The organism is Brevundimonas sp. Leaf280, from assembly GCF_001422455.1.
GTDB lineage: Bacteria > Pseudomonadota > Alphaproteobacteria > Caulobacterales > Caulobacteraceae > Brevundimonas.
The window spans coordinates 1-20100 of record NZ_LMNC01000003.1 but is presented as its reverse complement, the minus strand read 5'-3'; the positions used below and the strand labels follow the sequence as shown (position 1 = coordinate 20100).

At 66.4% G+C, this 20100-nt stretch carries 15 protein-coding genes; 8 read left to right on the top strand and 7 right to left on the bottom strand.

The window, feature by feature from the left end; translation table 11 throughout:
- Nucleotides 1-49 precede the first annotated feature (49 nt).
- The 4 genes from folE to ASF31_RS06180 all read left to right on the top strand — a co-directional run bounded on the left by folE (nt 50) and on the right by ASF31_RS06180 (nt 7143).
- Nucleotides 50-634, top strand: coding sequence for a GTP cyclohydrolase I FolE (gene folE / locus ASF31_RS06195; RefSeq protein ID WP_055753859.1), 585 nt, complete (start codon nt 50-52; stop codon nt 632-634).
- Nucleotides 635-697: 63 nt separating this feature from the next.
- Nucleotides 698-1855, top strand: coding sequence for an acyltransferase (locus ASF31_RS06190; protein WP_055753858.1), 1158 nt, complete (start codon nt 698-700; stop codon nt 1853-1855).
- Between the two features lie 158 nt (nt 1856-2013).
- Nucleotides 2014-3687 carry an MFS transporter gene (locus ASF31_RS06185; RefSeq protein ID WP_055753857.1) on the top strand — a complete coding sequence of 558 codons (1674 nt, stop codon included), beginning with the start codon at nt 2014-2016 and terminating at the stop codon, nt 3685-3687.
- A 90-nt stretch (nt 3688-3777) separates the two neighbouring features.
- A complete protein-coding gene (locus tag ASF31_RS06180; RefSeq protein ID WP_055753856.1) occupies nt 3778-7143 on the top strand; it encodes a PAS-domain containing protein in 3366 nt (1121 codons plus the stop codon).
- A gap of 11 nt (nt 7144-7154) precedes the next feature.
- On the opposite strand, the gene ASF31_RS06175 is transcribed toward ASF31_RS06180, so the two are convergent.
- Nucleotides 7155-7763, bottom strand: a complete 609-nt coding sequence (locus tag ASF31_RS06175) for a response regulator transcription factor (RefSeq protein WP_055753855.1) — start codon at nt 7761-7763, stop codon at nt 7155-7157.
- A 161-nt stretch (nt 7764-7924) separates the two neighbouring features.
- Here ASF31_RS06175 and ASF31_RS06170 point away from each other — a divergent pair, with 161 nt between their 5' ends.
- The 4 genes from ASF31_RS06170 (at nt 7925) to ASF31_RS06155 (ending at nt 12910) form a co-directional block, all read left to right on the top strand.
- A complete protein-coding gene (locus ASF31_RS06170; protein WP_055753854.1) occupies nt 7925-9277 on the top strand; it encodes a DcaP family trimeric outer membrane transporter in 1353 nt (450 codons plus the stop codon).
- A gap of 4 nt (nt 9278-9281) precedes the next feature.
- Nucleotides 9282-11237 (top strand): acetate--CoA ligase, encoded by a 1956-nt coding sequence (gene acs / locus ASF31_RS06165; protein WP_055754170.1) that lies wholly within the window; start codon nt 9282-9284, stop codon nt 11235-11237.
- Between the two features lie 68 nt (nt 11238-11305).
- The gene (locus ASF31_RS06160; protein WP_055753853.1) at nt 11306-12301 is read left to right on the top strand and encodes a bile acid:sodium symporter family protein; all 996 of its coding nucleotides are present in this window, start codon (nt 11306-11308) and stop codon (nt 12299-12301) included.
- Nucleotides 12302-12487: 186 nt separating this feature from the next.
- Nucleotides 12488-12910 carry a hypothetical protein gene (locus tag ASF31_RS06155; RefSeq protein ID WP_055753852.1) on the top strand — a complete coding sequence of 141 codons (423 nt, stop codon included), beginning with the start codon at nt 12488-12490 and terminating at the stop codon, nt 12908-12910.
- A gap of 78 nt (nt 12911-12988) precedes the next feature.
- On the opposite strand, the gene ASF31_RS06150 is transcribed toward ASF31_RS06155, so the two are convergent.
- From ASF31_RS06150 to ASF31_RS06120, 6 genes are all read right to left on the bottom strand, one after another.
- Nucleotides 12989-13900, bottom strand: a complete 912-nt coding sequence (locus ASF31_RS06150) for a hypothetical protein (RefSeq protein WP_055753851.1) — start codon at nt 13898-13900, stop codon at nt 12989-12991.
- Nucleotides 13901-13927: 27 nt separating this feature from the next.
- Nucleotides 13928-16630 carry a hypothetical protein gene (locus ASF31_RS06145; RefSeq protein ID WP_200918585.1) on the bottom strand — a complete coding sequence of 901 codons (2703 nt, stop codon included), beginning with the start codon at nt 16628-16630 and terminating at the stop codon, nt 13928-13930.
- Nucleotides 16627-17484, bottom strand: a complete 858-nt coding sequence (locus ASF31_RS06140; protein ID WP_082465056.1) for a hypothetical protein — start codon at nt 17482-17484, stop codon at nt 16627-16629. Before ASF31_RS06140 ends, ASF31_RS06145 begins: the two co-directional genes overlap by 4 nt.
- Before the next feature lie 395 nt (nt 17485-17879).
- Entirely contained in the window at nt 17880-18755 is an 876-nt protein-coding gene (locus ASF31_RS06130) for a hypothetical protein (protein ID WP_055753847.1), read from the bottom strand.
- 74 nt (nt 18756-18829) lie between these two features.
- A complete protein-coding gene (locus tag ASF31_RS06125) occupies nt 18830-19408 on the bottom strand; it encodes a hypothetical protein (protein WP_055753846.1) in 579 nt (192 codons plus the stop codon).
- A gap of 110 nt (nt 19409-19518) precedes the next feature.
- Nucleotides 19519-19920: a hypothetical protein gene (locus ASF31_RS06120; protein WP_055753845.1), complete on the bottom strand. Its 402-nt coding sequence runs from the start codon at nt 19918-19920 to the stop codon at nt 19519-19521.
- Between the last annotated feature and the right edge of the window lie 180 nt (nt 19921-20100).

Here is a 20100-nt window from a genome sequence, read left to right as displayed (position 1 = left end):
ACGGCTCGCCCTCTCCCCTTCCCTCAAGCGCTCCGCTATCTAGGCCGCCATGACCGACGCCCCCGCCTCCAAAGTCTCCCAGGCCGACGCCGAAGCCGCCGTCCGCACCCTGATCGAATGGGCCGGCGACAACCCGGACCGCGAAGGTCTGCTGGAAACCCCCGCCCGCGTCGCCAAGAGCTACCGCGAGCTTTTCCAGGGCTATGAGGTCGATCCGCTCTCCTATCTGGAAAAGACTTTCGAGGAGACGGGCGGCTACGACCAGCTGGTCGTGCTGAAGGACATCCGCTTCGTCAGCTTCTGCGAGCACCATATGCTGCCGGTCGTGGGCAAGGCGCACGTCGCCTATCTGCCGACGGACCGCGTCGTCGGCATCTCCAAACTGGCCCGGGTCGTGCGCGGCTTCGCCCGCCGCCTTCAGATCCAGGAGAAGATGACATCCGAGATCGCCGAGGCCATCCAGACCGTGCTGAAGCCGCACGGCGTCGGCGTGGTCATCGAGGCCGAGCACAGCTGCATGACCCTGCGTGGCGTCAATGCGCCCGGCGCCAGCCTGTCGACCAGCCACCTGATCGGCGTCGTCCGCGACGACCCCCGCACCCGCGAGGAGTTCATGCGTCTGGTGCTGTCGTGACGTTCGCCTGACAGGCGAACTGGCCCGCAGCTTGCGGTAGAGGGGTCAAAGGAGGCGTTGACGATGCCCTGGTCCCTGATTTCGACCCGCAATGAGACAGTTCAGATCGCGCGCGGCGGCTGGCTGGACGCGCTGCGTTTCATCGTGGCCTTCCTGATCATCCTGCATCACTTCCAGGCCGCCGGTCCCGAACCGCTCGCCCATCTGATCAATCCGATCTTCGAACGCGGCGGCTTTCTGCTGACCAACTTCTTCCTGATCGACAGCGGCTATGTGCTGATGCGCGTCTATGGCGCGGCGGTGGACAAGGGCCGGATGTCGCCCGGCGACTTCTTCCTGAAGCGGTTCCTGCGCGTCGTGCCCGCCCACCTGATCATGGGTTTGTCGCTGGTCGCCTTCGTGCTTCTGGCCACCGCCGCCGGCTCGCCGCCCCGCAATCCCGAATGGTTCGCCTGGGATCAGCTGCCGGCCCAGCTGCTGCTGCTGCAATCCTATGGCGTGCATGGCGGCCTGGGCTGGAACGCCCCGACCTGGTCGATCTCGGCCCTGATTGGCTGCTATCTGGCCTTCCCCTGGATCATTCGCGGCCTGATGCGTCTGGGTCCGTGGTCGGCCCTGGCCGTCGGCGTCGGCGTCTATCTGATCGCCAACCAGCTGTGCTGGTCGTTCCTCGGCTATCCCGTCTATCAGATGCCGATGCGCTACGGCATCATCCGCGCCCTGCCGCTGTTCTTCCTAGGCATGTGCCTGGCCTGGTTCGCCCAGAAGGTCTGGATCGCCCCGCGCCTGGCCGGCTGGGCCGGGGTGCTCGCCGCAGTCGGCTTCTTCGCCCTTCAGCTTCACGACAAGCACGCTTTGACTGCCCTGACCCTGATCTCGATCATCATCCTGGCCGCCGGCGCCGTGCCGGTGACCAAGCCCTCGAAGTGGGTGGAGACGGCCGCCATGGTCTCCTTCTCCATGTTCATCTCCAACGAGGTGGTCCGCATCGTCTGGTTCGGCGTGGTCAATGCGGTCGAGGCGCGCGTCGCCTTGCCCCTCTTCGTTCAATGGGGCCTGTGGGGCCTGGGCGTCGTGGCGGCGGTCGCCTTCGCCTTCGCCTTCCACTTCGCGATCGATAATCCGATCCAGACCCGCATCCGCGCCTGGTTGAAGCGTCGCAGCGCCCGGCGCGGCAAGGCGCAACCCAAGCTCGGCCCGGTCATCTCCATCGACGGCTGATCGCCAGCGATCCTCGACCCCAAGGTCGCCTTGGCGACCGGCGATCCTCGACCAAAGTCGCTCTCTCCACCCGCCCCGCTCTCGGTCAATGTCGGCGTCCACGCATCCTGAAGGATGTGCAGAACGGCCGATAACGGCGACACGGGAGGAAATGGATCATGGCAACCGACGCACCCCTTGCGTCCGGAGGAGAGGAGCACACCGTCGATCGCAGCGATCGTCTGGTCATCCTCGCCTCATCGGTCGGCACCGTCATCGAGTGGTACGACTTCTATCTCTACGGCTCTCTGGCGGCGATCATCACCGTCCAGTTCTTCTCGGGCGTCAACGAAACCACCGGCTACATCTTCGCCCTGATGGCCTTCGCCGCCGGCTTTGCGGTGCGGCCCTTCGGCGCCATCGTCTTCGGGCGGCTGGGCGACCTTTGGGGACGCAAGAACACCTTCCTCGTCACCATGCTGCTGATGGGTCTGTCGACCTTCGTCGTCGGCCTCTTGCCGCCCTATGCGGTGATCGGCATCGCCGCACCCATCATCCTGGTGCTGATGCGCCTGATCCAGGGCCTGGCCCTGGGCGGTGAATATGGCGGCGCCGCCACCTACGTCGCCGAGCACGCCCCACAGGGCAAACGCGGCTTCTACACCTCCTTCATCCAGATCACGGCGACCGCAGGCCTGGTGCTGAGCCTCGTGGTGATCCTGAGCGTTCGGCTTGCGGTCGGCGAAGAGGCCTTCGCCGCCTGGGGCTGGCGCATTCCGTTCCTGGTTTCGATCCTGCTCTTGGGCGTGTCCCTGTGGATCCGCCTGAAGCTGGCCGAAAGCCCGTCGTTCAAGAAGATGAAGGCCGAGGGCAAGGGCTCCAAGACCCCGCTGAAAGACAGCTTCGGCAAATGGCCCAACCTGAAGATCGTGCTGATCGCCCTGCTGGGCCTCACAGCCGGCCAGGCCGTCATCTGGTACACCGGCCAGTTCTACGCCCTGTTCTTCCTGGAACGGGTCATGAAGGTCGACGCCACCCTGGTCTATGTGCTGCTGACCATCGCGCTTGTGGCCGCTTCGCCCTTCTTCATCTTCTGGGGCTGGCTGTCGGACAAGGTGGGCAGAAAGCCGATCATCCTGGCCGGCTGCCTGATCGCGGCCCTGACGTATTTCCCGCTGTTCAACGCCCTGACCCAGGCCGCCAATCCGAAACTGGCCGCCGCCGCCGCCTCGGCGCCGGTCACGGTCTACGCCGATCCGGCCGACTGCAATCTTCAGTTCGATCCGGTGGGCAAGACGGTGTTCAACCACTCCTGCGATGTGGCCAAGTCCTATCTGGCCAAGGCGGGCGTGACCTACACCAATGTCGCGGCGCCTGCCGGAACGGTCGCCGAGGTCCGCATCGGCGATCAAGCCGTCATCCCCAGCTTCCGGGGCGACGCCATGGCCCCGGCCGACTTCGCCGCCCAGAAGAAGACCTGGGACAAGAGCCTGGGCGAGGCCCTGACCGCCGCCGGTTATCCGGCCAAGGCCGACAGCGCCCTGGTCAACAAGCCGATGGTGGTGCTGATCCTGTTCATCCTCGGCTTCTATGTGACCATGGTCTACGGACCGATCGCGGCGGCCCTGGTCGAGATGTTCCCGACCAATATCCGCTACACCTCCATGTCCCTGCCCTATCACATCGGCAACGGCTGGTTCGGCGGCTTCCTGCCGACCACCGCCTTCGCCATCGTGGCGGCGACGGGCAACATCTACTCCGGCCTCTGGTACCCGATCGTGGTGGCCCTGGGGACGGTCGTTCTGGGCTTTCTGTTGGTCAAGGAAGGCAAGGACGTCGATCTGAACGCCTGATCCTGCTTTCAGGCGGAATGAAGGGCGGGTCGTCGCAAGACGGCCCGCCTTTCGCTTGTGAAACACCTCGTGCCCGGTTCAGATGCCCCGATGTTCAGCCTGACGATCCTCGGCCTGGTCGCCGCCTATATGGCGGTGCTGTTCGCCGTCGCCTGGTCCCAGGAACGGCCGTCGGCGCGCGCGCGCGGAAAGGGCCTGGGGCCGTCGGTCTACGCCCTGTCGCTGGCGATCTACTGCACCTCATGGACCTACTATGGCGCGGTCGGCACGGCGGCGCGCGACGGGTGGGAGTATCTGCCCATCTACATCGGCCCGGTGATCGGCCTGACCCTGCTGTTTCCGCTGTGGCGCCGGATCGCGGCGGCCGCCCGGCGCGAGAACGTCGGCTCCATGGCCGACTTCGTGGCCTCGCGCTACGGCAAGAGCCAGACCCTGGGCGCCGCCGTCACCGTCGTCGCCATCCTGGGGTCGCTGCCCTATATCGCGCTGCAGCTGAAGTCGCTGTCGATGGCCGGCGCCCTGCTGACCGCCGGCACGCCAGTTGCGGGGTCCGAGGGTCTGACGGTCCTGGTGCTGGCTGGCGTCCTGGCCTTCTTTGCCATCCTGTTTGGGGCGCGCCGTCCCGACCTGACCGAGCACAATCGCGGCCTGATCCAGGCCATAGGCCTGGAGTCGATGGTCAAGCTGGGCGCCCTGCTGTTCGTCGCCATCTTCGCCCTGGTCCTGCTGCTGAACGAAGGCTCGCCCCCGCGCATCATCGAGGGCCTGGGCGCCCTGGCCGCGCCGCCCGAGGTCACGCCGCGCTTCACCGCCATCACCTTGCTGTCGACCCTGGCCATCTTCTGCCTGCCGCGACAGTTCCACGTCGCCTTCGTCGAAGGCGGTCAGCCGTCGGACGTAAAGCGGGCGCGGTGGATCTTTCCGCTCTATCTGCTGCTGACCAGTCTGGCGGTGCTGCCGCTGGTGGCGGCGGGCGCCCTGTTTGCGCCGTCGGTGAATCCAGACCTGCTGGTGCTGGCCCTGCCGTTCCAGCGCGGCGAGACCCTGCTGACGGCCGTGGTCTTCGTCGGCGGCTTTTCCGCCGCCACCGCCATGGTCATCGTCGAGGCCGTCGCCCTGTCGGCCATGGTGTCCAACAGCCTGATCCTGCCCTTCCTGGCGCGCGAGCGTTGGCGGGTGCGCGGCGACGCCTCGGACATGGCGGGAACCATCCTTCAGGTCAGGCGCGGGGCCATTGTCGCGGTCCTCTTGCTGGCTTGGCTCTATTATCAGGCGACGGACCAGTCGCGCGGCCTGGCGGCCATGGGGCTGGTATCCTTCGCGGCGATGGCCCAGCTGGCGCCGGCCCTGTTCGGCGCGGTCCTCTGGCGCGGCGGCCATGCGCAAGGGGCGCTGGCGGGCATGACGGTCGGGATGGGCGTCTGGATCGTCATGCTGGCCCTGCCGCAGCTGTCGCCCAGCGCGCCCTGGCACCTGCACGTCATGATGGGGGTCAAGGATCCGCTGGCGCTCGGCGTCTTCGTCAGCCTGGCGTTGAACCTGGCGGCCTATGTCGGCGTGTCGCGCTTCGCCCAGCCCCGCTTGATCGACCGGGTTCAGGCCCGCGCCTTCGTGGATCGGTTGGGACCGGACTGGATGGAGGCCCGGCCCGCGCCGTCGGGCGCCTCGGTCGGCGATCTGCGCGCCCTGGTCGCCCGCTTCATCGGCGACGAACGGGCCGAGCGCGCCTTCACCGCCTGGGGCGATGAGACCGACACCAAGCTGCGTGACGCCGACCCGGCCGATGCGGCCCTGGCGCGCGCTGCCGAACGGATGCTGGCCGGCGCCATCGGGGCGGCCTCGGCCCGGCGGGTCATCGCGGCGGCGCTGGCCGGCGTCGGGCGCGCGCCCGAGGACGTGGTGCGGATGCTGGACGAGGCGTCCCAGGCGGTTCAGTTCAACCGCGACTTGCTGCAGACCACGCTCGACAATATCGACCAGGGCGTGATCGTGGTGGACGAGGATCTGCGCGTCACCGCCTGGAACAGGCGCTACGTCGCCATGTTCGACCTGCCGGCCGGCTTCGTCCACGTCGGCCTGCCCATCGCCGTCATCTATCGCCTGAACGCCGAGCGCGGCGAGAGCCCCGACGACATCGAGGCCTGGGTCGAGCGGCGGTTGGAAGCGCTGAGCCGCCGCATTCCCCACGACCACGAACGCCAGCAGCCCGACGGCCGAGTGCTGCGCTCCTCCGGCGCGCCGATCCCAGGCGGCGGCTACGCCACCAGCTACACCGACATCACCGCCCTGCGCCAAGCCGCGCGTGAGCTGGAAGAGGCCAACGAACGGCTGGAGGCGCGCGTTGCGGACCGCACCGCCCGGTTGGACGAGGCCCGACGCGTCGCCGAAGACGCCACTGCCTCCAAGACCCGGTTCCTGGCCGCCGCCAGCCACGACCTGCTGCAACCGCTGCACGCCGCCCGCCTGTTCATCGCCGCCTTGAAGGAGGAGCCGGCGCTGGAAGACGCGACCAGCCGCACCCTGGCGGTCAACGCGGACCGCGCCATCGACAGCGCCCACCGTCTGCTGACCGCCCTGCTGAACCTGTCCAAGCTGGAAGCCGGCGGCGTGCGGACCAATGTTGCGCGGCTGTCGCTGGGCGGCCTGTTCGACGAACTGCGCCGCGAGTTCGCGCCCGTGGCCGAGGCCAAAGGCCTGGCTCTGACCGTGATGTCCAGCCGCCTGTGGGTCGCGTCCGACCGCGATCTGCTGCGTTCCATGCTGCAAAATCTGGTGGCCAACGCCATCCGCTATACGGATGCCGGCCGGGTGTTGGTCGGGGCGCGTCGGCGGGGCGAGACGGTGCAGCTGTTCGTCTGCGACACCGGACGCGGCATTCCCGACACCGAACACGAAACCGTCTTCGGCGAGTTCGTGCGGCTGCCGGGCGCCGTCGACGAACCGGGCGCGGGCCTAGGGCTGGCCATCGTGCGCCGCCTGTCCAGCCTGCTCGATCACCCGCTGGAGCTGAGTTCCCGTGTGGGGCGCGGCACGACCTTCCGGATCACCGTGCCGCGCAGCGCAGCCGACCTGCCCGCCGAGGCCTCGCCGGTGCGCGAGGCGCGCCTGCCGCTGGCGGGCTTGCGCGTGCTGTGCGTGGACAATGAGCCGGTGATCCTAGACGCGCTGAACGCCCTGCTCACCCGCTGGGGCGCGCGGCCGACCCTGGTCACCGGCGTCGAGGCGGCCAAGGCGGCGATCGGCCCGTTCGACGCCGCCGTGGTCGATCTGCATCTGGGCGATGGGCCCGAAGGGTTCGCCGTCATCGACTGGCTGAGGCCCCAGGGCGTGCGCCGCATCGCTCTGGTCACCGCCGACACCCGCGACGGGCTGAACGAACAGGCGACGGCGGCCGGCGCCGTTTTGCTGCCGAAGCCGATCAAGCCGGCGGCGCTGAAGGCCTTCCTGTCAAGCTAAGAGTTGGCGAGTTAAGCCGGGTCCAGCGACTTGGCCAGGATCACCGCCTGGGTCCGGTTGTGAACGCCCAGCTTTCGAAACACGCTGGTCAGATGCGCCTTGATGGTGGCTTCGGAGACGCCGAGGTCGAAGGCGATCTGCTTGTTCAGCCGGCCGGCCTTCAGCCCTTCGAGAATCCGCAGCTGCGACGGCGTCAGGCTGGCCACGCGGCCGGCCAGATCGTCGTCGGCCTCGGGCACATCCGGCGCCCAGCTGTCGCCGGCGAGAATGGCCGCGATCGCCTCGACCATCTGCGGCAGGGACGAAGACTTGGGAATAAAGCCGGCGGCGCCCAGACCCAGGGCGTGGCGCACAACGGGCGCGTCCTCGCTGGCCGAGACCACCGCCACCGGCACGGTCGGCTGTTCGGCCCGCACGGCGGCGAGACCCGCCATCCCCTCGCTGTCCGACAGCTTCAGATCCAGCAGCAACAGATCGACGGACCCCGCAACCATCGCGGCGCGGGCCTCGGCCAGGCTGGCGCATTCCACCACCTCCGCGCCCGGCGCCGCCTTGTCGACGGCCGAGCGCAGGGCGGCGCGAAACAGGGGATGGTCGTCGGCGACGACGATGCGATCCATGGGCTTCCTTCCGTGCGCGGCGTCTGACCGGCCGCGTCGTCGCCATCATGGCGCGGTTCGACTTTGGTCGAAATTAGACCAATGGCCAATGGCTCCCCGAGGCCGGAGGCGGAAAGGTCGTCAAAGGGACGCCCGCGCGAGACGGGCGCGGGAGGTTCATCATGATCACGAAAAGCCTGATGGCGGGAGCCGCCGCCGTTGCGCTGATGGCGACGCCCAGCCTGGCCTCGGCCCCGGACCAGTCCGCGCTCGAGGCGCGCATCGCTCAACTCGAAGCCCAGTTGAACGCCCTGAAGTCCGAGGTCGTCGCCGCGCGAACCCAGCAGGCGGCGCAACAGCAGGACATCATCCGCTTGGAGACCCGCCCCGTCGCGCCCGCCCCGGTCCAGCAGGCCGCGGCGCCGGCCGCACCCAGCGAAGGGTTCCGCATCGGCGACCACACGGTCAAGTTCGGCGGCTTCGTCAAGGTCGACGCCTACGCCAGCCGCTATTCCGGCGGCGATCCGGCAAACGGCGACGCGCTGCGTGAATTCCACATTCCCGGCTCCATCCCCATCGGCGGGACCGATGAGGATACGGCGACCGACTTCAACGCCCGCCAGACCCGGTTCTGGCTGACCACCGACGGCATGGTCGGCGGCCACAAGATCGGCACGCGGATGGAGATGGACTTCCAGACCCTGCCCGGCGCCGGCGACCAGAGGACCACCAGTCCCGCCAACCCGGCCCTGCGTCGCGCCTTTATCACCATCGACAACTGGCTGATCGGTCAGGAGTGGACCAACTTCCAGAACACCGCCGTCCTGCCTGAGTCCGCCGACTTCATCGGCGCGGCGGAAGGCACGGTCTTCGCCCGTCAGGTCCAGGTCCGCTATACGCGCGGTCCCTTCTCGGTCTCGGTCGAGAACCCGGAGACGACCGTGACCCCGTTCGGCGGCGGCGCGCGCATCGTCGCCGACGACAGCAGCCTGCCGGACTTCACCGCCCGCTATGCGGTGTCCAAGCCCTGGGGCGATTTCCAGATCGCGGGCCTGCTGCGCCAGCTGAAATACCAGAGCCCGGCCAGCAACATCGATTCCACTGCGACGGGCTGGGGTCTGTCGGCCTCGACCAAGATAAAGGTCGGCGCCAAGGACGATCTGCGCCTGATGGTGACGGGCGGCGAGGGCATCGGCCGCTACGTCGGGCTGAACTTCTCCAACGACGCCGTGGTGGACGCCTCGGGCGAGTTGGACTCCATCGGCGTGGTCGCCGGCTTCGCCGCCTATCGCCACGTCTGGGCGCCCGGCTGGCGTTCCAGCCTGATCTGGTCGGCGCAGAAGGTGGACAACGACACCGGCTTCACAGGCCTGGCCGCCAACCGTTCGGCCCAGAGCCTCCACGCCAACTTGATCTGGTCGCCGGTTACGGCGTTTGATGTCGGGGCCGAGCTGATGTTCGCGGACCGCGAGATCGAAACCGGCGCCAGCGGCGACATGACCCGTCTGATCCTGTTCGCCAAATACGGATTCTGATTTGATGCCGGAGACGTCTCGCGTGCCTGATCCCGCTCTCTATCCCGTCCCTGCCGACTGGGCCGACAAGGCCCATATGAACCGGGAGGCCTATGAGGCGGCGCGGATCGCCGCGCGCGAGACGCCCGACGCCTTCTGGGCCGAACAGGCAAAGCGTCTGGACTGGATCACGCCGCCGACCCGGATCAAGGACGTCTCCTTCAATAAGCAAGACTTCCGTATTCGCTGGTTCGAGGACGGCGTCCTGAACGTCTCGGCGAACTGCATCGACCGGCACCTGCCCCACCGCGAGGACGAGACGGCGATCATTTGGGAAGGCGACGATCCCGCCGACAGCCGCCACATCACCTTCGGCGAACTGCACGCCGAGGTGTGCCGCATGGCCAATGTGCTGAAGGCGCACGGGGCCAAGAAGGGCGACCGGATCACCCTGTATCTGCCCATGATCCCCGAGGCCGCCTACGCCATGCTGGCCTGCGCGCGCATCGGCGCGGTGCATTCGGTCGTCTTCGGAGGCTTCTCTCCCGACAGCCTGTGCGGCCGGATCGAGGACTGCGGCTCCAACCTGGTCATAACCGCCGACGAGGGCCTGCGCGGCGGCAAGCACATTCCGCTAAAGGCCAATGTCGACGAGGCCCTGACGAAGGTGAAGGTCGATACCGTCCTGGTCATCCGCCGCACCGGCGCCGACGTGCCGATGATCGAGGGCCGCGACTTCGACTATGGGCTGGAGGCCGCCAAGGCCGACGCCGACTGCCCGCCCGAGCCGATGAACGCCGAGGATCCGCTGTTTATCCTTTACACCTCCGGCTCGACCGGAAAGCCCAAGGGCGTGCTGCACACCACGGGCGGCTATCTGTTCTGGGCCGCCTGGACGCACGAGATCGTCTTCGACTATCGCCCCGGCGAGGTCTTCTGGTGCACGGCGGACGTGGGCTGGGTCACCGGCCACTCCTACATGGTCTATGGGCCGCTCGCGAATGCGGCGACGACCCTGATGTTCGAAGGCGTGCCCAACTATCCCGACGCCGGACGTTTCTGGCACGTGGTCGACAAGCACAAGGTCGAGATCTTCTACACCGCGCCCACGGCCCTGCGCGCCCTGATGCGCGAGGGGGATGCGCCGGTGAAGGCCTCTTCGCGCGCTTCGCTTCGTCTGCTCGGCACGGTGGGAGAGCCGATCAACCCCGAGGCCTGGCGCTGGTATCACGAGGTGGTCGGCGACGGCCGTTGCCCCATCGTGGACACCTGGTGGCAGACCGAGACGGGCGGTCATCTGATCGCCCCCCTGCCCGGCGCCACCGACCTGAAGCCCGGATCGGCGACCCTGCCGCTACCCGGCGTCGAGCTTCAGATCGTGGACGCCGAGGGCCAGCCGCTGGAGGGCGCGGCGTCCGGCAACCTGTGCATCACCGATAGCTGGCCGGGCCAGATGCGTACCGTCTATGGCGACGACCAGCGCTTCTTCGACACCTATTTCTCGACCTATCCTGGCCGCTACTTCACCGGCGACGGCTGCCGCCGGGACGAGGACGGCTATTACTGGATCACCGGCCGGGTTGACGACGTCATCAACGTCTCGGGCCACCGGATGGGCACGGCCGAGGTCGAGAGCGCACTGGTCCTGCACGACGATGTCGCCGAGGCGGCCGTTGTCGGCTATCCGCACGACATCAAGGGCCAGGGCATCTACGCCTATGTCACCCTGAACAACGGGGCCGAGGCGACCGAGGATCTGAGAAAGGCCCTGGTCGCTCACGTCCGTCACGAGATCGGCCCCATCGCCGCCCCCGACGTGATCCAGTGGGCGCCGGGCCTGCCCAAGACCCGGTCGGGCAAGATCATGCGCCGCATCCTGCGCAAGATCGCCGAGAACGAGATCGGCGCGCTGGGCGACACCTCGACCCTGGCCGACCCGTCGGTCGTGGACGATCTGGTCAAGAACCGCGCCGGGGCCTGAAGACGCGGGTTCAATGCGGGGGCTGATGCGCCTATCTGTGCGTCACCCCGCCGCAGCCTGAGCCGTCCATGCCTCGTTTCCTGTCCCGCCTGCCGATCGACGGCTATCTGCTGGCCCTGATCGGCATGGTGATCCTGGCGGCGCTGTTCCCCGCCAGCGGACAGGCGGCCGTGGTCATGGACTGGGTGGTCAAGGCCGCTATCGCCCTGCTGTTCTTTCTGTATGGCGCGCGAATGTCGCCGGCGGCCATCGGCGCGGGCCTGCTGCACTGGCGGCTTCAGGGCACGGTCTTCCTATCGACCTTCCTGCTGTTTCCGCTGCTGGGGCTGGGCCTGGTCTTTCTGATGCGAGGGTCGCTTCAGCCCGATCTGCTAACGGGGATGCTTTATCTGTGCCTGCTGCCATCCACGGTGCAGTCGTCCATCGCCTTCACCTCCATCGCCGGCGGCAATGTCGCGGGCGCCCTGACCAGCGCCAGCCTGTCGAACCTGCTGGGCGTGATCGTGACGCCGCTGCTGGTCGCCTTGCTGATCGGCGGGGCGGGCGGCGGAATCCACCTGCAATCCATCCTCGACATCGGCCTGCAGATCCTGGCCCCCTTCGCCGTGGGCCAGCTGTGCCGCCCCCTGCTGAAGGGCTGGCTGGGTCGTCACGCCAGACTGACGGGCCTAGTGGACCGGGGGTCGATCCTGCTGATCGTCTACGCCGCCTTCAGCGAGGGCGTCGTCGCCGGCGTTTGGTCCCAGGTCGCGCCGCTGGATCTGGCCAAGGTCATCGGCCTGAACATCGGGCTGCTGGCCATCGTCCTGGCCCTGACCCTGTTCGCCGGGCGCGCGCTGAAGTTCGACCGGCCCGACCGGATCGTGATCCTGTTCTGCGGCTCCAAGAAGAGCATGGCCACCGGCATCCCCATGGCGGGCATCCTGTTCGCCGGTCACGCCGTGCCGCTGATCGTCCTGCCGATCATGCTGTTCCACCAGATCCAGCTGTTCGCCTGCACCATCATCGCCCAGCGCTATGCGCGCGAGAGCGAAGCGGCCGCAGTCATCGAACAGACCGCCTAAGTCCGGCGCGGTGAGCTGAAAGAGAGATCAGGGCTGAAGAGTTTTAGTATTCCCATGCATAATATCATGCTTTCTGACGTATTAACATCGGCGATCAAGGTTAAGCCGCGTTAGGCGTGTTCGCTCGCGTGACCTTAACGGGCGGCGTTCTAGTGTTCCTCTGCAATGTGCAGATCGGAACCGCAGATGACCCAAGGTATCCTTCGCGCTCTCGCCGCCGCCACACTCGGGCTCGGCCTGGTCGCCGCCGCCGCTCCCGCCTTCGCCGGGCCGACCGCAGGCGGCACCTATCGCCTTCGCGCGACTGTGCCTGTCGCCTGTTGGGTCAAGCCAACCTCGCCCGTCCTGGCGGCCGCCGGTCGCTCTGGAGAGGTGGTCGAGGCCTGCAACAGCCCCGGCGGCTTCACCGTCTCGGCCCAGTATCGCCCGTTGTCGCTGACCGAAAAGGCGGTGATGTTCTACGGCGACCGGACGTTTGATCTAGACAAGTCCGGCATGCAGACCCTGCGCCGCTCCAGCATCGCGACGATCCGTTCGGTGTCCTATCGCTTCGATGAGGTCGAACTGGAACAGCCGCTGATCCTGGCCCTGACGATTCAGCCGATCTGATCGCCGACCATATCCATCTCAGTTGAAGAGAGGCGGGGACGCGCGACGTCCCCGCCTCTTTTTGTTTCGCGCCGGCGCTTACAGCGCGGCGACCGTGAAGGTCAGGATGTCGGAATAGTCGCCGGCGCGCTTGCCGGTCGTGCTGCCGACGCTGATCGTCAGCGGATAGTCGTCCAGTCGCGCGCGACGCGACACCACATCGACCCGACCGCCGCGCGACAGGTCCATGTCGCGATCGCCCAGCACCAGACCATAGGGCACATACCATTCGCTGGCGCCCTGACGCAGGCGGCCCTGGTTCTGCGAGGCCACCGACACGCTATATCCGGCCGTGCTCAGAACATAGAGGGTCGTGCGCAGCTGCCGAACGCCTTGAGTCAGTTCCCCCAGGTCGATCGTCGGCGTGCCGCCGTTGCGACGAAACTCGCCCTTCAGACCCATGACGGCGGCCGAAGGCACCTGGAGGCTAAGCGTGACGGGCTTTTCCGCCAGCGGTCGACCGTCCGGTGTTTCCAGATTGATGAAGGCGTTCTGGGAGTAGAGACCCGCCGACAGGGTTTCAGCCGGGGCGGCGGTGAAGGAGAAGCGCATCAAACCCCGCTCGCCGGCCGCCAGGTTCAGCGGCCGCACGCCGATGCGGCGCGCGCTCTGGCCCGCGCGCGGCGTAACATCCGCGCCGCCTCGCTCGTCGACCAGGGCGTAGGCCATACGCTGGGCGCCGGCTTCGTTGACCAGACCGAACTGCTCGCCGCGTAGTTCGACGCGGCTGACGGCGGTGCAGGGTCCGTCGCCCTGGTTCACCACGGCGACATCGAATTCCTGCACGGCCACGTCCTGATCGAACGGCTCGTAGCGCATCATCCATTGATCGGCGCCGGATTCGATCACCAGTTGGCAGCCCGGCGCGGCCTGGCTGGGCGCGGCCGCCATCAAGGTCGCCGTCGCAGCAGCGGCGGCCAGGACCAGGGCGGATGTACGATTACGGGACATTTCAGCCTCCTCGGCTAAGTCTTGGGCTCAGGCTTCGGGCACGTCGAGCGGAACGGCAATGGTCTCGAGATCGAGCAGACCTTCGTTGTCCGCAGGAACCGTAAACTCGAACCCGAGCGCCGGCGTGGAGAACAGTTCGACACGATAGCGCTTGCCCGGCTCCAGGTTCTGCACTGCAAACCGTCCAACCGAGTTGGTGAAGAACAGTTCGGGCTGTGCGTTCGCATCATCAAGGGGCGTCACACGACCCGAGATCAGCGACACAGGACGGTTTTGGTTGCCGACCAGACGGCCCAGCGCGCTGACGAACTTGGCGCTGCCGACTTGGATGGCATAGCCACTCTTATAGCTCGGACGGACGCGCGCGATGCCGTCGCCGATGTTGTAGCCCAAAGGCGCGTCGAGCACGTCATAACGCACCGATTGGTTCACGTAGGCGGTCAGGTTGTTCGCCACCGCGCCGCCCAGCAGGCCGCTGCGACCGGTGTAGCGACCGCCTTCGAAGCTGTCGCCGACGATGACGGGATGATCGTCGATGCTCTTGTGCGGATACACGATGGCGAAGCTGTCGTAGATGTTGCGGCCCACAGCGACCTTGCCCCCGGTCGTCGAGATCGACGATCCGAAGCGCAGATTGGTGATCTGCTCTTGCGTGATATTCGAGAAGTCCCGCCCGAACGCCGTGTGGCTCAGGCTGGCGTCGAAGCGGTTGCCGACATAATCGACCTGACCCGAAACGGTCGCGGGACCATCGTCATAGGTGGAGGCAAGCGAATAGCCGAAGGAACCGACGCGGTTCTCGCTGGACTGCTGCGCGCGCACGCTGCCGCTGTTGCGGGCCGAGTTATAGCGACCTTCGACACGGCGATCGTAACGCGGCTGCCAGATTAGGGCGAAGGTCGCGCCGAAGCCGCCGGACTGGAAGCCGCCGAAGCTGGCGCCGAAGTCGGAATATTCCAGCCCGACCTGCGCGCTCCACTCCGGGGCGAACCGGTAGGTGGAGGTGGCGTTGATCGAATAGGAATCGTCGATCAGATCGCTTCGGCTCATCCGATAGGAGGCGCTGACGTTCGCCAGCCAGTCCTGCGAGAACTGGTGCGAATAGCCGCCCGAAAACACCCACGACGTCGGGTTCTGGCCGGTCGGATTGCCGATGGAGGAGAAGTCTTCCGAGGTGAAGTCGGCGACGACGGTCCAGCTATCGAAGGTCTCGCCCAGATCGACGACGTGGTCGTAACCCAGCGCAAACGCGTAGCCGACGCCGGGATCGCCGTTGCTGGCGGCGGCGTCCAGGCGAACGCGCGCGCCGTTGCGAAGGATCAATTGGCTCTGGCCCGACAAGGTCTGGGCGTCCTGCGACGCCTGGAAGCCGATGCCCACAGCAGGTCGGTTCTCGAACGCCTTGCGCCAGAAGCCGGTGAAGGCCAGTTCGCCTTCGGAATAGTCGGGCGATCCGAAGATGCCGTTGTTGATGGCGCCGAAATAGGCGCCGTATTCGTAGTCGCCGGGTTCAAGCTCGATGGCGTCCAGATAGGCGCTGTAGGCGACGGTTTCGGCGCGGCCCGAGTCGTTCTGGATCTCCAGCTGGATATCGTTTGAGCCGGTTTCTAGCGGCAGGTTGGTCAGGTCGTACTGACCAGGATCAAGGCGAAACTCGCGCACGAAGACGCCGTTTCTCAGCACACGGATCGTCGAGGCTTCCTGCAGCACCAGCTGACGGCCACCGGCCAGGACATTGTTGCGGAAGGAGTCGAAGCGTTGGCGCTGGCGCGACACGCCGACCCCGCCGAGCTGCGAGAAACCCTGCCGACCACGAATTTCCGGTTCCAGATCGCCGAGATACCAGCGGCGATAGTCTTCGGGCTGATCGAAGACGAACCGGGCGTAGCGACGCTCGACATTGTATTCGCCCGTGAACAGATCCTCGCGGCCCTGAACGTCGGCTTCGAAGACCAAACGCTTGTAGCGAATGGCGCCGTTCAAGAAGACGCTGGGCTTGCTGACATCGCCGGTCGATTCCCGACGCTGGATCGAGACGTTGCTGTTCAAATAGGCGCTGAAGGGTTCGGGCGGCAGGCCCGGCGTTTCCGGCTTACCGCCCCGAAACAGCGACTCGACCGTGCGCTTCGTCGGATCAATGCGCAGGACCAGAACGGCCAGTTGCTCGGGGTCATAGTCCAGTTGGATGCCGGTGTCGTTGATCTCTTCAGGCGCAAACGACGTGACGCCTTGCAGGCGGGTGGCGAGTTCGGTTTGCGCTTCCGGGGTCAGCAAGGGATCGATCAGCGTCTTGAAGCCCGCCGTGTCGACAATGAAGCGGTCGTCACGCGTCAACACGACAGGGAGTTCGCCCAGAACGCGGCTGTTGAAGTTCAGCGGCACCGTCATCGGGATGTCGCGGTCGTAGGGGTTGATGTCGCGACGTTCGCGCGGCGCGGCAGGCGCAGATGCAGTCGGCGGCGTTTGCTCGACCGGAGCCGGCGCATCGGGCGTAGGCCCAGCCACCGTTGGGGCGGGCGCGGGCTGGGCAGGCGCCTGCATGGCTTGAGCGCCGGAGGCGGCGGTTTCGCCAGCCGCCAGACTGGCTCGGTTCAGAGCCGCCGTGGCATCCTCTGCCGCCTGTTCGTAGGCCGCGCTCGCTGCCCTAATGGCGGCCAACGCCGATGATTCCGGAACGCACGCCAGCCCCCAGGCCAGTGCGAGAACCGAGACGCCCCCCAGCGCTCTCATCGTCCGAACTTCAACGTGACGGGCTTGGCGGGATCCAGCGCCGTGCCGGTGGGCAGTTTGAAGGTTCTCTTGCCGCCACCGGGAGCCAGATAACCGACGCCGACCGTCTTGGAGATTTCACCGCTGTCGTATTCGCGGCGGAAGGGCTGGCCGGCGGTGTCGGTGCCTTCCACAATCCAGGTAGCGCCGCTCATCAGGGCGTAGCGCTTGCCGGTGTTGGACACCACGATCTCGATGCCGGGTTCGGCGGGCGGCGGAGGCGCGGCCTGACCGTTCGTGAGGGTGGGATCGATCTCGGGCGCCGGCGGGCTGACCAAGGCGGGCGTCACCGAGACGACCTCGACCTTCGGTTCGGCGCCGGGCGGCGCCACGACGATCAGCGCCTTCATTGTGTAGAGAACCTGGACCGAAACCGCGCCGCCGCTCTCGGGCGTGGCGGTTGGGTCGGTGGCGACCGGCAGCTGGCGGACCCATAGGTAATAGGCGTGGGAGGTCTCGATCTTGGGATCGCCGACCCACTGAACCCGAACCACCTGACGACCATTGACCGGCACCAGCCCTTGGGGCGGGAAGACCAGAAAGTCGTCGTCGGCGTCCGTCTCGGTCACATTGCCGTTGGCGTCGATATCCATGCGCGTGATGCGCGTCTCGAACGGCAAGGCGACGGATCCGACGTTGCCGACCTCGATCCGGGCGGCCGATCCGGCGCCGGTCGTGGTCAGTTCGGACACCATCGGCGACACGCGCATGGCCCATGCCGCGCCGGCGATCGCCATGATCACGAGCGCAACCGCAAGCACGCCGATCGCCAAGGCGACAGACCGGCCCCTGCGAACGCTGAACGATGAAGACATTGTGCTACTTCCCCCGAAGACCGGTCTGACGCCGGCTTGAGATTCCCGTCACGAGCCGCCGCGCCCGGGCTGCTGCAAGCGTCGCGCCAGCTTGACTTAAGTATGGCGTAACAATGGTGACTGAAACGCAAACAGGGGGGACATGCATTCCCCCCTGTCGCCGTTTCTCAAGACGTTCTGAAGATCAGAAGGCTTGGATGTTGACGCTCAGTTGGCCTTCATAGGCGCCGGCGAGCAGCGACTTGGACGGAACGGGGATGTTCACGTTCAGGGCCATGGCCGACTTCCAGGCGCCGTGGCTGGCGCTGGTGGAGTTGGCGTTGGCGGCCAGGGCGTTGGCGGCCAGNAGACCATCTCCGTCAGGCCCAACCGTTGATCTCAAGTCGTTCTGAAGATCAGAAGGCTTGGATGTTGACGGACAGCTGGCCTTCATAGGCGCCGGCGAGCAGCGACTTGGACGGAACGGGGATGTTCACGTTCAGGGCCATGGCCGACTTCCAGGCGCCGTGGCTGGCGCTGGTGGAGTTGGCGTTGGCGGCCAGGTTGATGTAGTTGCCGTTGGTCGCGGCGGCCGTGGAGCCGACGGCGCCGGCGGTGTAGGTGCCGGTGACCGAGTAAGGCAGGTTGGCCTGGAAGACGTTGGAGTCGTAACCGGCGCCCGAGTTGTTCACCAGGCCGCGGATGTCGTTCTTGGACACGGTGACGGTGTTGGACGTGTTGCAGCCGGCCAGGTTGGTGTCGATGGTGACGTTGGCCGGAGCGGTCATGTCAAAGGCGCGGATGTCGTTCTTGGACACGGTGACGGTGTTGGACGTGTTGCAGCCGGCCAGGTTGGTGTCGATGGTGACGTTGGCCGGAGCGGTCATGTCAAAGGCATTGGCCGGGCCGGTGTCGTCCGAGGCGTAGATGCCGATGGTGCCGAAGTCGATCGTGGTCGAGGCGTTGCCGGTGTAATAGGCGCAGTCCGTCGACACAGCGCCCTTCAGGGTGAAGGTCGCGCCGTCGTTGTTCGACGCCGTGCCATTGTTGTTGGCGGCGCCGCCCGTGATCAGCAGCAGCGAAACGTCGCCTTGGTTGTTCGGGCCGTTGACGTAGTTTTGAGCCAGGTTCAGCTGAGCCGTGCCGGTGTAGGTGCCGATGGTGCTTTGGGCATTGCCGTTGGCGTCATACGGGCCGCTGGCCGAGCCTTGATAGATCGGGTTGCCGGCCAGAGCCGGGGCGGCGGTCAGCGCAAGGGCGGCGACGCCGGCAAGAAGAGCTTGAAGCTTCACAGTAGTTCTCCCTTTAACGAGAAGGGGGCGCCGACGCGGTGTCGACGCCCGTTGATCTCAAGTCGTTCTGAAGATCAGAAGGCTTGGATGTTGACGGACAGCTGGCCTTCATAGGCGCCGGCGAGCAGCGACTTGGACGGAACGGGGATGTTCACGTTCAGGGCCATGGCCGACTTCCAGGCGCCGTGGCTGGCGCTGGTGGAGTTGGCGTTGGCGGCCAGGTTGATATAGTTGCCGTTGGTCGCGGCGGCCGTGGAGCCGACAGCGCCGGCGGTGTAGGTGCCGATGACCGAGTAAGGCAGATTGGCCTGGAAGACGTTGGAGTCGTAACCGGCGCCCGAGTTGTTCACCAGGCCACGGATGTCGTTCTTGGACACGGTGACGGTGTTGGACGTGTTGCAGCCGGCCAGGTTGGTGTCGATGGTGACGTTGGCCGGAGCGGTCATGTCAAAGGCGCGGATGTCGTTCTTGGACACGGTGACGGTGTTGGACGTGTTGCAGCCGGCCAGGTTGGTGTCGATGGTGACGTTGGCCGGAGCGGTCATGTCAAAGGCGTTGGCCGGGCCGGTGTCGTCCGAGGCGTAGATGCCGATGGTGCCGAAGTCGATCGTGGTCGAGGCGTTGCCGGTATAGTAGGCGCAGTCCGTCGACACAGCGCCCTTCAGGGTGAAGGTCGCGCCGTCGTTGTTCGAAGCCGTGCCGTTGTTCGCGGCCGAGCTGCCCGAGATCGTGATCAGCGAGGTGTTGCTGTTCAGGCCAGGGTTCAGCTGAGCCGTGCCGGTGTAGGTGCCGATGGGCCGGTATAGTAGGCGCAGTCCGTCGACACAGCGCCCTTCAGGGTGAAGGTCGCGCCGTCGTTGTTCGAAGCCGTGCCGTTGTTCGCGGCCGAGCTGCCCTGAATCAGGACCATCGACACGTTTTGGTTCGAGTTCGTGTGGATGCCTGCGGCCTGAAGACCAGCGAGATACGGCGCAGCCAGAGGCTCGGAGGTTTCGTTGATGGTGGCGTTCGGGATCAGATAAACGCCGCCAGTGCCGGGAATGTTGATCACAGGACCAGCCGTGACGCCGGCCGTCGCCGAGGCGTGGTAAACGGTGCCGGCCATTGCGGGGGCGGCGACCATGGTCAGCGCAGCAGCGCCGGCAAGAAGAGCTTGCAGTTTCATGATGCTGTTTCCTTGAAGAAGGGAGGTGTCGGCCGCAGCCGACACCTTGGATCAAGTCGTTCTGAAGATCAGAAGGCTTGGATGTTGACGGACAGCTGGCCTTCATAGGCGCCGGCGAGCAGCGACTTGGACGGAACGGGGATGTTCACGTTCAGGGCCATGGCCTTCAGGGCCATGGCC

Coding starts and splice junctions, on each gene's coding strand:
- ASF31_RS06140 (WP_082465056.1), bottom strand. CDS start 17,484: ATGTCTTCATCGTTCAGCGTTCGCAGGGGCCGGTCTGTCGCCTTGGCG.
- ASF31_RS06170 (WP_055753854.1), top strand. CDS start 7,925: ATGATCACGAAAAGCCTGATGGCGGGAGCCGCCGCCGTTGCGCTGATG.
- ASF31_RS06185 (WP_055753857.1), top strand. CDS start 2,014: ATGGCAACCGACGCACCCCTTGCGTCCGGAGGAGAGGAGCACACCGTC.
- folE (WP_055753859.1), top strand. CDS start 50: ATGACCGACGCCCCCGCCTCCAAAGTCTCCCAGGCCGACGCCGAAGCC.
- ASF31_RS06120 (WP_055753845.1), bottom strand. CDS start 19,920: ATGAAACTGCAAGCTCTTCTTGCCGGCGCTGCTGCGCTGACCATGGTC.
- ASF31_RS06190 (WP_055753858.1), top strand. CDS start 698: ATGCCCTGGTCCCTGATTTCGACCCGCAATGAGACAGTTCAGATCGCG.
- acs (WP_055754170.1), top strand. CDS start 9,282: ATGCCGGAGACGTCTCGCGTGCCTGATCCCGCTCTCTATCCCGTCCCT.
- ASF31_RS06155 (WP_055753852.1), top strand. CDS start 12,488: ATGACCCAAGGTATCCTTCGCGCTCTCGCCGCCGCCACACTCGGGCTC.
- ASF31_RS06150 (WP_055753851.1), bottom strand. CDS start 13,900: ATGTCCCGTAATCGTACATCCGCCCTGGTCCTGGCCGCCGCTGCTGCG.
- ASF31_RS06175 (WP_055753855.1), bottom strand. CDS start 7,763: ATGGATCGCATCGTCGTCGCCGACGACCATCCCCTGTTTCGCGCCGCC.
- ASF31_RS06145 (WP_200918585.1), bottom strand. CDS start 16,630: ATGAGAGCGCTGGGGGGCGTCTCGGTTCTCGCACTGGCCTGGGGGCTG.
- ASF31_RS06160 (WP_055753853.1), top strand. CDS start 11,306: ATGCCTCGTTTCCTGTCCCGCCTGCCGATCGACGGCTATCTGCTGGCC.
- ASF31_RS06180 (WP_055753856.1), top strand. CDS start 3,778: ATGTTCAGCCTGACGATCCTCGGCCTGGTCGCCGCCTATATGGCGGTG.